This window comes from Zymobacter sp. IVIA_12111.31 C1, assembly GCF_047495495.1.
In the GTDB taxonomy this organism is placed as follows: Bacteria; Pseudomonadota; Gammaproteobacteria; order Pseudomonadales; family Halomonadaceae; genus Zymobacter.
Map to the genome: position 1 here is coordinate 586,131 of NZ_CP179930.1, position 12,971 is coordinate 599,101.

Consider the following 12,971-nt stretch of genomic DNA (forward strand, 5'->3'; position numbering starts at 1 on the left):
TGGAAGAAGAGGGCAGCCTTCATCGCGTCAGTTCGTCTAGCTGACGTTTAAGGCCACCACGGAAGATGAGGTGCCAACGCCGGCCCCCCATCTGGTACCAGAGCATGGCAAAGCGAATGCCCGAGAGGAGTGCCGCTCGGATGCGCTCGGGCATCATGGGCATCTGTAGTAGTCCGGGGTCCCCTTGTACCACGATCCGGCGTGGAAGCGTAGAGAGCGTGTCCTGATAGAGCTCTCCTAGACTGGCGATAACGTTTTCATGCACCGGCCCGAAATGGCCTGCCTGCTGGCGGACGCGTGCCAGACGTTCACCGAGTGTCGTCATCATGCGTTCATCGCGCCGTAGGCGATGCATCAGCATCAGCATCGCCATGGCATAACGGGCGATGACAGCATTGTGCGACGGATCGTCAAGCGTACGACGCAGTGTGTCGAGCCCGAGCTGAAGGTGAGACAGCTGGCCGCCATAGACGCTTTCGAAGTCGGCGGGCTCGGTATCGAGCGTCGCGTCGATCAGCGTACGCCATGCCGTCGTATCGTGCTGACCCGTGCGGGCCAGACTGTCGACCGTTGCGGCGGCCTGAAAGACCCCCGCCAGTGCGATGGCTTGGCGGCGCGTTGTGCTCATGCCGGAATCTCCTCAAGGGAAAACGTGTCCGACTGGTGGGCTTCGAGAATGACACCGCCGCCGAGACACAGATCGTCAGCGTACAGTACCAGCGACTGCCCCGGAGTCACCGCGCGCTGCGGTTCATCAAACCGCACGCTGACGCTGCCATCTTCGCACAGTGTGACCTGACAGCCCTGATCATTCTGGCGATAGCGCACCTTAGCGCGCAGCGCCAGTGTCTCGCCCACGGCCATTGGGGCCTTGCCTGCGACCCATTCGATCGGTTCGCTGGTCAGCACATCGGTATAAAGCAGCGGATGGTGCTTACCCTGTACGGCGATCAGCACGTTGCGGTCGAGGTCTTTCTGGGCGACGTACCACGGGCTTTCATCGTGGTTGGGCAGCCCACCGATTCCGAGGCCTTGGCGCTGGCCGATGGTGTAGTACATCAGGCCGATATGATCGCCGATGACTTCGCCTTCTGGCGTTTCGATCTTGCCTTTCTGAGCCGGCAGATACTGACGTAGGAAATCGGTGAAGCGGCGTTCGCCGATGAAGCAGATACCGGTGGAATCCTTCTTGCGTGCCGTGATCAGGCCTTCGGCCTCGGCAATGCGGCGCACTTCCGGTTTCTCCATGTCACCGATCGGGAACAGGGTCTTGCCCAGCGCCTTGCCGGTCACGGCGTGCAGGAAGTAGCTCTGGTCCTTGTTCGGATCTAGCCCCTTCAGCAGTTCGCCCAGTTCGCTGCCCGCAGGCTTGCGCACGCGACAGTAGTGCCCGGTGGCGATTAGATCGGCGCCCAGCTTTTCCGCGTAGTCGAGGAAGACCTTGAACTTGATTTCACGGTTGCAGAGGATGTCGGGATTTGGCGTACGGCCTGCCTTGTACTCTTCGAGGAAGTGCTCGAAGACATTGTCCCAATACTCGACGGCAAAGTTGGCCGTGTGCAGGCGGATTCCGAGCGTATCGCAAACGGCCTGGGCATCGGCAAGATCTTCCTTCGCCGTGCAGTATTCGGTGCCGTCGTCCTCGTCCCAGTTCTTCATGAACAGGCCTTCGACCTCATAGCCTTGGCGCATCAGCAGCGAGGCCGCGACGGACGAATCCACGCCGCCGGACATGCCGACGATGACCTTGGTCTTCGACGGGGTACCCGCAGCGGCAGTGTCAGCCGTCATGAGCTGGGAAGGGTGAGGGAAGCGAGTCATGTTCTGCATAGCATTGAATCCGGGGAGCGCCCGATCTCCTTGGTGGCGCGGTGTGCTGGCACCGAGCGGTGAAGCACCTGCTCGCCGCGGTCAGTGACGGCGCCACGAGCAGGCCAGCATTATATGCGACCAGTATACCTGATGGCGGCAGGCGGCTGAACCACCTCGGTGCGCGATCGCCAGAGTGGCCCGCTTAGGCTGGGTGTAGCTCTTTCAGCACGTCGAGCGGGAAGCACAGACCCGCTTGATAGTCTTCGATGCGCATGCGCACCAATGGGCTGCGCAACTTGCCCGTTGCATCCAGCGCCTGAATTTCTTCCCATGTCAGCCAATGGGCCGCCACGATGCCTTCGTCCAACGGTGTGTCTACCGGGTGATCCGGCGTCGCGATAAAGGCATGGCTGTGGTAAACGGTCTGTTTCCAAGCTCGCGTATAAAGGCGCAGATAGCCGGTCAGCGTCACTTCCCAGCCACATTCTTCGCGTGTTTCACGCAGTGCCGCTTCAATGAGTGTTTCGTTAGGCTCGAGGTGGCCCGCCGGCTGGTTAAACAGCGTGGGGTAATCGACGCGGCTGGCGCCACGGTTGATCTCTTCGGTCAGCAGGTACCGTTCACCGTCGAAGATGACGGTCGCGACCGTTGCATGAGGCATCCAGCGGTTGTCTTTCATGGTGAATCCTTTTCGATACGTTGATCAGTCTGTTGTTATCGGGCACCACTCGCGCACTTATGCGCACGAGCAGGCCGGCGGAAAGGCATCTGATCGGTGTCTTTCCGCTACGTCGAGATAGGCATAATGTCTGGCGCGGACGGCAGCGGCAACCCCCTTATCAGGACGGGCGCTGCGTTCCCCGCACAGGACGCTTGCCCGTTGGGCGCTGACGTATACCTCGCTTCTGGCGGTTTGGTGAGGATGAAGCCGCCTGCTGCGGTAGATGCACGGTTTCTTTGCGCCATTCGCCCGGGGCGATGCCTTCGAGCGTCCACGGGCCGATAGCGACGCGGATCAGTCGTAGTGTGGGCAGGCCAACGTGGGCGGTCATGCGGCGAACCTGACGGTTGCGGCCTTCGGTGATGGTGATTTCCAGCCAGTGGGTAGGAATGCTGGCGCGGAAGCGCACCGGTGGCACGCGCTCCGGTACGTCCGGTGTTTCGATGCGGCGCACCTTAGCGGGGCGGGTAGGGCCATCCTTCAGTGTTACGCCGTGGCGCAGACGCTGGAGGGCATCATCATCGCGGGCGCCTTCCACTTGTACCCAGTAGGTCTTGGTCAGCTTCTGGGACGGGTGCGTGATGCGATGTGCCAGTGCGCCATCATCAGTCAGTAGGAGCAGCCCCTCGCTATCGTAGTCGAGGCGACCAGCGGGATAGACATTGGGGACAGCGATCAGCGGAGCCAAAGTCTTGCGTGGTTCGCCCTCATGGCGCTCATCAGTGAACTGACACAGCGTGTGGAACGGCTTGTTAAGCAGGTAGAGCGTACTCATAGATAGAAGCACCATCAGGTCGCGAGGGCGGAGGAACAGGTACGGCCATCGAATTGGGCATTGGGCGGTGTGGGTATGGCAGCCCTTCGCTGCGATGGCGACGATGTTCCATAAAAGTGAAAGGGTACCAAGAGGGCTTGCAGGCGGACAGTCAGCATGGCCTTATGATGGCATTGGCGTGCATGTCCGTGTCTACGGATGGGCAAGAGGCGATCGGCGCTATTGGCCAGCGCTTGAAAAAGCGTGCCATGAGCACCACTATGGAAAGATGTTATAGAGGATCATCTTACCTTTTGCATGCGATGGCATGTATCCGGGCATCCGAGGCATCGAACCGAATGCCGCTCGGCCTTCTTGTTGGGAGGCCGGCCATGCCACGGCATCGTCATGCACTTCCCTTCATCATATCCGTTACCGTTCACTCATGTGGCCCCGTATGCACAATAAGACCGCGACTGCCGCTTCCACGGCACCGCTGATCATGAACATGTCCGATGATTCGGACAGCGCGGCAGATGCCGATGGTCTCGACCATCTGACCGAAGAGGAGGAACGCACAGAGCTGGCGGAACCCCGCTGGTATGACGTGGTGCTCTTCAACGATGACTTCACCCCGATGGATTTCGTGGTGGATATCCTTGAGCGGTTTTTCGGCATGGGCGGCGAGCAGGCTGTCCAAATCATGATGACGGTTCATACTCAAGGCAAGGCCGTCTGTGGGCGTTACCCCTATGACATTGCGGCCACCCGAGCATGGATGGTCAACGAACATGCGCGAGAGCACGAGCATCCACTTTTGTGTGATATAGAGCGCGCGGACTGACCGCGCCAGGCAAGAGGAAGCCCGCTATGCTGAGCAAGGAATTGGAGCTGACGCTGAATGCTGCCTTTGCGGCAGCACGCTCCAAACGTCATGAGTTCATGACCGTGGAGCACCTACTGCTGGCATTGCTGGATAATGCATCTGCTGCTGACGTGCTGACAGCATGTGGGGCTCAGATCGACATCCTGCGCGCAGAATTGCAGTCCTTCATCAACTCTACCACGCCACTGATTCCCGAAACGCAGGTCGATACGCGTGAGACCCAGCCGACGCTTGGTTTCCAGCGAGTCCTGCAGCGTGCCGTCTTCCATGTTCAATCTTCTGGTAAGGAAGAAGTTGACGGTGCCAGCGTGCTGGTTGCCATCTTCTCCGAACAGGAAAGTCAGGCGGTTTATCTGCTGGGGTTGCAGGATGTCTCGCGAATCGACGTCGTGAACTATATCGCTCACGGCATTTCGCGTGATGATGACATGTCCATGCGCAGCGGCGACGCCGAAGGCGAAGCCAGCCCAGAAGCGGGCAGCGCACCGGAACCCTCACCGCTCAAACGCTATGCCGTTGATCTCAATGAAGAAGCGCGACAGGGCAACATCGATCCGTTGATCGGGCGCGATCACGAACTGACGCGCGTTATCCAGACGCTAGTACGCCGTCGCAAGAATAACCCGCTGCTGGTGGGTGAAGCGGGCGTTGGTAAGACGGCCATCGCCGAAGGGCTGGCACGCCGCATCGTGGATGGCGAAGTACCTGAGATCATGCGCGAAGCTATCGTGTACTCGCTTGATATGGGCGCTTTGCTGGCCGGCACCAAGTACCGCGGCGACTTTGAGAAACGTCTCAAGGCACTGTTGCAGGCGCTCAACGATGTACCGTATTCGATTCTCTTCATTGATGAGATTCATACCATCATCGGCGCTGGTTCGGCATCGAACGGCGTGATGGATGCCTCCAACCTGCTCAAGCCGCTGCTGTCTTCCGGCAAACTGCGCTGTGTAGGAGCGACCACCTTCCAAGAATACCGTGGCATCTTTGAAAAGGACCACGCTTTGGCACGTCGTTTCCAAAAGATCGACGTTGAAGCGCCGTCTGTTGAAGATACCTGCCGCATCCTAAAAGGGCTGCGCAGTCGCTTCGAAGCGCATCACAAGGTGTCCTACACCGACGGTGCCATCGACGCGGCGGTACGGCTGTCCGAACGCTACATCAACGACCGTCAGCTGCCGGACAAGGCCATTGATGTGATCGACGAAGCGGGTGCGCATCAGCAGCTTAAACCGGAAGGCGAACGCATCAGTACGCTGGACGTTGAGCAGATCGAGAACGTCGTTGCTTGGATGGCACGCATACCGCCGCGTCAGGTATCGCGCTCCGACCGTGAAATGCTGGGCAGCCTCGAACGCAACCTGAAGATGATGATCTTCGGGCAGCGTCAGGCGATCGACGGCCTAGCGTCTGCCATCAAACTGGCGCGTGCGGGCCTGGCCGCACCTGATCGTCCCGTCGGCAGCTTCCTGTTCACCGGCCCGACCGGGGTAGGGAAGACCGAAGTGGCGCGTCAGCTCGCGAAGCAGCTGGGCATTGAACTGGTGCGCTTCGACATGTCCGAGTACATGGAGCATCACACCGTATCGCGGTTGATTGGTGCGCCTCCGGGCTATGTCGGTTACGACCAGGGTGGCCTGCTGACCGAAGCGGTCACCAAGCAGCCTCATTGCGTGCTGTTGCTCGACGAGATCGAAAAGGCACACCCGGACGTATTCAACCTGCTGTTGCAGGTGATGGACCGCGGGCGTCTGACCGACAACAACGGGCGTGAAGCCGACTTCCGCAACGTGATTCTGATCATGACCTCGAACGTTGGAGCCACCGATAGCGCGCGTCGCTCGATCGGTTTCCAAGAGCAGGATCACACCACGGATACCGGAGAAGCGATTCGTCGCACGTTCACTCCCGAGTTCCGTAACCGCCTCGACAGCATCATCACCTTCAAACCGCTGGATACGGATGCGATTCATCGCGTCGTCGACAAGTGCCTGATCGAACTGCAGGCACAGCTTGACGAGAAACGCGTTCAGCTAGACGTGGATCACGACGCCCGTGAATGGCTGGCTGAAAAAGGCTATGACAAGGCGATGGGAGCACGTCCGATGATGCGACTGGTGCAAACGTCAATCAAGGTGCCTCTGGCCGATATGTTGCTGTTTGGCGAGCTGGCCGAACATGGTGGCATTGTGCGGATCCGCGTCAACGAGAAGGGCGATGCACTTGCATTGTCGACTGACAAGGCCGTTGCTGACGCGTGATCAAATTGTGGTAAGCAAAAAGGCAGGCTCGTCGTGAGCCTGCCTTTTTTGTTGAGAGAAAAAGAGCATCGCTAATGAGTAGTTGGTTTTGACTAGTGCACGTGCCATTCAATGCCACCCATATCGTTCCATGCGCCGTAACCTGGCCGATAAGAGTGGTGTTCATCCCGCCATTGATGGGAGCGCGAAAGCCCTTCCTGTACCTGCTCCGGCGTCATACGTTCAGCCAGTTTGGATTTTTCCTCCGCACCAGCCGTGCCCGCCAAGTCGTAATACATATAAGCGGTGACGTAGTCTTTTTCAACGCCTTTACCCTCGGCGTAGAGCTTGGCGATATTATGCTCTGCCAACATATCGTCTTCTTCTGTAATGGCTCTATTTAACCAGTACAAGGCATTAGGGTAATCGGGAGTGTTTAGACTTAGATATAAATCCCCGATAAATCCTTTTTCGATATTTTCATCCGATGGCTTAAGGGATATCTGGATTTTACGCCATTTGATACTTTTTAGTATTTCTTCATCTGTCTTTAATGGCCCCGGATGTGCTAAAGCGTATATGGCAGGGTAATAATCTTCAGCTGCTGCGGAATTTAGTAGAGCCTTGCTTTCTAATTTTTGTTGGTGTTCTAGTGCATGAGCTAATATGGATCTTGATGTAATGCTGTTAATTAATGTTTTTGTTAAATAGTTTTTGGCCATATTGTTGTTATATTCTATTTCTTTATCTTTGAAGTTTATTTCCCATAAATAAGATGCGCCCATTAAAGTAAAGTTAAACATTTTATAGAGCCTTGTTCTGCAAAAGATTCTGTGAATTCATAACTTGTTTTTTATTATATCTTAAATGTCTTTTTTTGGTGCCGGATCATATTAGCATTGCAGCTATACTGAATAGATGCTATTAGCGGGATGGAAATTAAAATAGAAATCTTAAATATTTTATATAGATGCATAAAACTCATCTCGTTTTATGCTGTTATTTAGGTTTGCTTTTAGCAATATACCGATTTTTTCTATATCTCTATTTGTTCCTAGAATATAGTCTATTTTTAGCGTGTCGAAAATATCTCCGGTTTCTATATCTATTATACTAAGCTATTTTGCTGTGAGACCGGTTTCTGATTTATCTATTATTAATTCATTTATAATTTTGTTTTCCAAATTTCTTTTTATGCGAGCGACCTCTGCACGGCTTTTTAGTTCTATTATTGATACGTTTATTTCTTCGTCCAAAATATGGCTAATAAAAAAGGCTTCTAGCGAAACTCGCTAGAAGCCTTTTTATTTTGCTACTCTCGTTTTTCCTTAACGAGAGCGGTACACGATACGGCCTTTAGTCAGGTCGTACGGCGTCAGTTCTACTTTGACGCGGTCGCCGGTCAGGATGCGGATGTAGTTCTTACGCATCTTGCCTGAAATGTGAGCGGTCACGACCGGTGCTTTCTCGTCGTGCATGTCGTCGCCGATGCGAACGCGGAACTGGGTGTTCGGAAGGGTGTCGATAACGAAACCTTCCATTTCAATATGATCTTCACGTGCCATGAGGGCCTTTCCTCCGGGAATAAATTTTGTGCACTTGCCGGTATCGCCGTACGGAGCGGGACAATACCCATTGGTATTCTACTGAGGCGGGACACGCTCGGATTCGACGTGCGCGGGGCCGCTTCTGACCCGTATGCGTGCCGGAATGGTTGCGAATTATGGCATAGCTGTCAGGTACTGGCAAAAGTAACGCGTGCCAAGCGCTGTGTTCTCGGGCGCTGGGCATACGTTTCCTTCAGTAATCCATGCTTTGCAGCTGTGAAGGAGCGAAGTTATCGCTATCCTGTCGTAGCAGGTGACTACTGCACTGGCGGGTGCCAGCGTTCGAGCGAGGCGTGCTGTCTGAGGGCGGCATTGAATTCGCTGCGCGCTATCTCGCGTGCGCCCAGACTGGCAAGGTGATCGCTATGCACTTGGCAGTCGATCAAGGCAAAACCGTATTCGGGCGGTAGGGTGGCCAAGTGGGCCAGCGCTACCTTAGACGCATCGGGGCAGCGCGAGAACATCGACTCGCCATAGAAGATGCGCCCCAGTGCCAGCCCGTAGAGGCCACCGACCAGTTCGCCATCGTGCCAGACTTCCAGTGAGTGGGCGTAGCCGAGCAGATGCAGGTCGTGATAGGCCTGCAGCATCTGTGGCGAGATCCAGGTGTCGTCGCGCAGGCTGCCGCAGTACTGCATGACCTCTTTGAAGGCCGTGTCGAACGTCAGGGTAAAGCCGCCGTTGCGGATGCGTTTCGCGAGGCTGCGTCGGCAGCGAAACTCATTAGGGTAGAGCACCATGCGCGGATCGGGTGTCCACCATAGAATAGGGTCTTCGGCGTTGAACCAGGGAAAGATACCGTTCATATAGGCGGTCAGCAGCCACTCCGGCGTGAGCGCACCGCCTGCGGCCAGCAGTCCGTTGGGTTCATCCTGCGCGTCTTCCACGGCAGGGAATGCCACGGGATGCTCTTCCAGCCAATACAGCATGCCTGCTCCTTGATACCTTTGTCGGCGGGTTGGTCGTTGACGTAACGCGCCTTTGTTTCCACTGATCGGCACTTCATCGCCGGTTCACGATCATAGGATATTCGCCGGGTAGGCGTCACGGACAGGGTGGCACATGTACACACAACCAGTATCATGTAGTCCTGCATTTCTGCCACGGATCAGGTTTCAGACAGCCGCTGAGTAGCGGCACAAGGGGATGGTTACAGTGAGTTCGAAGAAAGGAACACCGTCTTCCAGAGCAAACGCCAAACGAGGAGCGTCACCCAAGACACCTCGCAAACGCCAGAACGCTAGGAAGCGCCAGCAGGCCCAGGCCAGTCGTACCCCGGGGCGGGTGACGACGACGCTGCAGGGGGCCGCCAAAGACGGTGTCACCGTGATTTTGCTGTCGCTGGGTACATTTCTGTTGCTGGCGTTTTTCAGCCACACGATGAGCGATCCATCGTGGTTCCATACCGGGCCTGAAAACACACGGGTAGCCAACTGGATGGGACACGTTGGGGCGCTGGTGTCCGACAGCCTGTATTCGCTGTTCGGTACGGCGGCACTGTGGTGGCCCGCGCTGTGCGCGCTCGGGGCATGGCAGCTAGTGCGCCGCCGCATCGCTTCGTTCACATGGGATACCACGGTGCTGGCAGTACGCATGGCGGGGCTGATACTGGTGCTGCTGGGGACCTGCCTGCTTGAAGCACTGTTCTCCAATATCCAGCAATTGAAAGACCACAGTTTCGATATCGTCGGGCAAGGGCTGCGTTCTGGACTGACGGCTCCGCTGGGGCAGCACGGTGCCACGCTGGTCGGCATTTCGCTGGTGCTGTGCGGTGTGCCGCTGCTGACCGGGCTGTCGTGGCTCACGCTGATGGACGAGATTGGCAAGGCCCTGTTCCGAGGCTTGCGCGGTGTCGGACGCTTCGTTCGTGATCGCCTACTGATGGCGAAAGAGCGCTACGACGAGCGTCGCGATGCCCGTCTGCCTGTGTCTGACGAGCTGGATGACGATGTTCCTGCCGAGCCCTCGTGGCTGAGCCGCAAGCTGTCACACCTTGCGAACACGCTGGGCATTCACCGTGGCGAGCCTGAACTGGACGCTTATCGCTCCGAGCCCACATCGGCCGTAGCGCCGGAACACAACGTTAAGCCGGTGCGCTATGCACCGTACGAGCGCCCTTACCCCGGCTCAATGACAGATAGTGTCGACGATGTCGAAGAAGACACGCCAGCGCTGACGATCCGAGCTCGTCGTGATGAGGAAGATGAGCGTGATGTTGCGCCAGCGCCTAGCGTATCAACTGTTGCGGATAGCCGTATTCCGTGGGATGAAGCCGAACAGAGCGATGCGGCGGTAGCCGAGCAGGCTGAGCGTCATCGCCAGACACTGCAATCATTGCGTGAAGCGGAAGAACGAAAGGCAAGAGAAGAAGAGGAAGCGCTGCGCCGGGCGGCCATCTCTGCACCGACGCGTGTGGACGAGCCGCATGAGGATGAACACGCAGACGCATCGGTGATTACACCTCAACAGGATGAACCGACACCGCGGCGTGAGGTGCCCATCGTGCGCGCTCCAGCTCCGGACGTGGTCGATGAGCAAGACAGTGAGGACGACGACGCTGATGCGCCCACGATCGACGTTGCCAGACCGACGCCCGCATCACTAGAGGCCGTACGCCCGGTGCCTATCGAAGCTGTAGCGGCTTGGCCAGCAATGCCTGCCACGCAGGTCGCGGTTAACGAGCCGGTCTTTACCCCGACCGCACCGATTTCTGCATCCACGCAGGATGCGGTCGATGAGCCGGAAGCACATGAAGACGCGGCACATGAAGAGCCGGTGCATGAGCAGCAGGGCAGTATTGACGATCGCACCACGCCGGAAGAGCTCTCGTCTGCGGCTTCCGATGATGAAATGCCCGCTTTCACACCGCGCTTCATGGTCGATATGGACGATGAGGTTGAGACGGAACACGCGTCGGAGGTGTCCGCTTCGGCATTCGATACGACATCGTTGTCTGCCGCTGATGAAGACGATGACAGTGATTATGGCGATGACGAGGCGGATGATGTCTACGCTGAGCATGAGCCTGTTCGCCCATCCTCTGTAAGCACGCCCGTGCAGCAGCCGGAACCTGTGGCGCTGCATAAGCCCGAGCCGCAGTACGTCGAAGATGAACAGGGTGAAGACGAGTATCACGATGACGCGCCGCTGGATATTCCCGAACGCCCGTTGACGCCGCTATCGCCGCGCGACAGCGATGATGTTGCACCGGCATCGACCATGCCCATCTCGGCGCTGGATGATGACGAGGATGAACTTGTCGAAGACGATGGGCCGAAGTTGTGGACCGTCGAGCATCTGCAGCAGCGCGATGAGAACCAGCATGTCGAGATCATCGGTGAGATGCCAGGCATACAGTTGCTGACGCCTGCCGATGAACAGCAGCCCTCCTATTCCGAAGAAGAGCTGCAGCAGATGGCCGAGCTGCTGGAAATGCGCTTGAAGGAATACGGCGTGAAGGCCGAGGTCGTTAATATTTCGCCCGGTCCGGTCATCACCCAGTTCGAGATCATGCCCGCAGCAGGGGTGAAAGGCTCCAAAATCAGCAGCCTGTCGAAGGATCTGGCGCGTTCGCTGTTGGTCAAGAGTGTCCGTGTTATTGAGGTCATCTATGGCAAACCGACAGTCGGGATTGAGATTCCCAATCCTCACCGCGCGATGATCCGTCTGCGCGAAGTGCTGGACTCTGATATCTATCGCAATGCGCGTTCGCCGCTGACCGTTGCGCTGGGTCATAACATTGGTGGGCATTCTGTCGTGGCGGACCTCGCCAAGATGCCTCACGTGCTGGTGGCGGGGACAACGGGGTCGGGTAAATCCGTTGGGGTCAACGCGATGCTGATCTCGATCTTGATGAAATCGCGCCCTGAAGACGTTCGCATGATCCTGATCGACCCCAAAATGCTGGAGCTGTCGGTCTACGATGACATCCCGCACCTGCTGGCACCGGTGGTGACGGACATGAAGGAAGCGGCCAACGCGTTGCGCTGGTGTGTCGCCGAGATGGAGCGGCGCTACAAGCTGATGTCGAAGATGGGCGTGCGCAATATCGCGGGTTTCAACGACAAGCTTGATCAGGCTCACGCGGCAGGGGCGCAGGTCGCCGACCCGTTGTGGGATGCCGACACCCATGCCCCGGGTGCACAGCCCGATACACTGAAGAAGCTGCCGTATATTGTGGTGGTCATCGACGAGTTTGCCGACATGTTTATGATTGTCGGCAAAAAGGTCGAAGAACTGATCGCTCGTCTGGCGCAGAAGGCCCGTGCTGCGGGGATTCACTTGGTACTGGCGACGCAGCGCCCGTCCGTGGATGTAGTGACCGGTCTGATCAAGGCCAACATCCCCTCGCGTATCGCCTTCCAGGTGTCTTCGCGTATCGACTCCCGTACCATCCTCGATCAGGGCGGTGCCGAGGCGTTGCTGGGCCACGGTGACATGCTGTACCTAGCAGTGGGTGAGAGCACCCCGACGCGTATCCACGGAGCGTTCGTCGATGACGATGAAGTGCACCGCGTAGTGGAAGACTGGAAGCGTCGCGGTAAGCCTGAGTACGATGAAGAGATTCTGAGCGGAGGCGTTTCCGCTGATGCGCTGACGGGGCTGGAAGCCGAAGGCGAAGGCGGTGATGCTGAGCAGGACGTACTGTATGACGAAGCGGTCAAGTTCGTGACGCAGACGCGCCGTGTGTCGATTTCATCCGTCCAGCGCAAGTTCAAGATCGGCTACAACCGCGCGGCTCGCTTGGTTGAAGCAATGGAAATGGCCGGCGTGGTTTCTAGCATGGGCAGTAACGGCAGTCGCGAAGTGCTGGCCCCGCCGCCTATCTCGGACTGACGCTGGCTGAAGCGAAGGTTCAGCTGTCCCAAGGGCACTGAACCTTCGCCGTATCATGCACTCTTATGAGCATCATCATGACGCTGGTGATGAAGGCAGCCGAATACCGCTGCTC

10 protein-coding genes are annotated in these 12,971 nt (G+C 57.2%); 3 read left to right on the forward strand and 7 right to left on the reverse strand.

The genetic code is table 11. The annotated features are described in order from the left end of the window. Positions 1-19: 19 nt before the first annotated feature. From hflD to ACMHYW_RS02635, 4 genes are all read right to left on the reverse strand, one after another. A complete protein-coding gene (gene hflD, locus ACMHYW_RS02620) occupies positions 20-628 on the reverse strand; it encodes a high frequency lysogenization protein HflD (RefSeq protein ID WP_414500766.1) in 609 nt (202 codons plus the stop codon). Next, on the reverse strand, positions 625-1,791 hold the full coding sequence (mnmA, locus tag ACMHYW_RS02625; RefSeq protein ID WP_414501460.1) for a tRNA 2-thiouridine(34) synthase MnmA: 1,167 nt from the start codon (positions 1,789-1,791) through the stop codon (positions 625-627). Before mnmA ends, hflD begins: the two co-directional genes overlap by 4 nt. A 223-nt stretch (positions 1,792-2,014) precedes the next feature. Then, the gene (locus tag ACMHYW_RS02630; RefSeq protein ID WP_414500767.1) at positions 2,015-2,491 is read right to left on the reverse strand and encodes an NUDIX domain-containing protein; all 477 of its coding nucleotides are present in this window, start codon (positions 2,489-2,491) and stop codon (positions 2,015-2,017) included. A gap of 160 nt (positions 2,492-2,651) precedes the next feature. After that, positions 2,652-3,308 carry a pseudouridine synthase gene (locus ACMHYW_RS02635; protein WP_414500768.1) on the reverse strand — a complete coding sequence of 219 codons (657 nt, stop codon included), beginning with the start codon at positions 3,306-3,308 and terminating at the stop codon, positions 2,652-2,654. A gap of 436 nt (positions 3,309-3,744) precedes the next feature. Here ACMHYW_RS02635 and clpS point away from each other — a divergent pair, with 436 nt between their 5' ends. Next, on the forward strand, positions 3,745-4,131 hold the full coding sequence (clpS, locus tag ACMHYW_RS02640) for an ATP-dependent Clp protease adapter ClpS (RefSeq protein WP_027704884.1): 387 nt from the start codon (positions 3,745-3,747) through the stop codon (positions 4,129-4,131). A gap of 26 nt (positions 4,132-4,157) precedes the next feature. Next, positions 4,158-6,434: an ATP-dependent Clp protease ATP-binding subunit ClpA gene (gene clpA, locus ACMHYW_RS02645; protein WP_414500769.1), complete on the forward strand. Its 2,277-nt coding sequence runs from the start codon at positions 4,158-4,160 to the stop codon at positions 6,432-6,434. A gap of 92 nt (positions 6,435-6,526) precedes the next feature. Here the strand turns inward: clpA and ACMHYW_RS02650 are convergent, their stop codons facing one another. The 3 genes from ACMHYW_RS02650 to aat form a co-directional block, all read right to left on the reverse strand. Further along, positions 6,527-7,216, reverse strand: coding sequence for a hypothetical protein (locus ACMHYW_RS02650; protein WP_414500770.1), 690 nt, complete (start codon positions 7,214-7,216; stop codon positions 6,527-6,529). A gap of 525 nt (positions 7,217-7,741) precedes the next feature. After that, complete coding sequence (infA, locus tag ACMHYW_RS02655) at positions 7,742-7,978, reverse strand: translation initiation factor IF-1 (RefSeq protein WP_027704888.1); 237 nt, start codon at positions 7,976-7,978, stop codon at positions 7,742-7,744. Between the two features lie 299 nt (positions 7,979-8,277). Then, positions 8,278-8,949, reverse strand: coding sequence for a leucyl/phenylalanyl-tRNA--protein transferase (aat, locus tag ACMHYW_RS02660; protein ID WP_414500771.1), 672 nt, complete (start codon positions 8,947-8,949; stop codon positions 8,278-8,280). Between the two features lie 226 nt (positions 8,950-9,175). On the opposite strand from aat, the gene ACMHYW_RS02665 reads away from it, so the two are divergent. Further along, positions 9,176-12,856 carry a DNA translocase FtsK 4TM domain-containing protein gene (locus ACMHYW_RS02665; protein ID WP_414500772.1) on the forward strand — a complete coding sequence of 1,227 codons (3,681 nt, stop codon included), beginning with the start codon at positions 9,176-9,178 and terminating at the stop codon, positions 12,854-12,856. Positions 12,857-12,971: the final 115 nt, after the last annotated feature.